We start from the raw sequence: 288 nt of genomic DNA, 5'->3' as shown, positions 1-288 counted from the left end.
AGTTGGTACGAGTTCGTCCGGCAACTCGAATACAAATCAAACTTCTACGGACGGACGCTCATCAAGGCAGACCCCTGGTACGCATCGACCCAGATCTGTTCCACTTGCGGAGTAAAAGGCGAGAAGAAACAGTTAGATGTCCGTGAATGGACATGTACTTATTGTGGTGCGCATCATGACCGTGACATCAACGCGAGCATCAACCTATTGATGTTGGCCGACTGACAAACCATTCAGGGCAGGGACTGCCCGACGAGCTTGGTCCATAACCGTGGCTGGTAAGAGCAC

The 288-nt window shown here is 51.7% G+C and carries 1 protein-coding gene; it reads left to right on the top strand.

Annotation, left to right across the window (positions count from 1 at the left end; all coding sequences use genetic code 11):
• The coding region (locus KNP00_RS14165) for a zinc ribbon domain-containing protein (RefSeq protein ID WP_215146311.1) at nt 1-225 on the top strand (225 nt) is incomplete at its 5' end.
• Nucleotides 226-288: the final 63 nt, after the last annotated feature.

This window comes from Exiguobacterium qingdaonense (assembly GCF_018617855.1).
Lineage (GTDB): Bacteria > Bacillota > Bacilli > Exiguobacteriales > Exiguobacteriaceae > Exiguobacterium > Exiguobacterium qingdaonense.
This window is presented reverse-complemented; position numbering and strand designations above follow the sequence as displayed.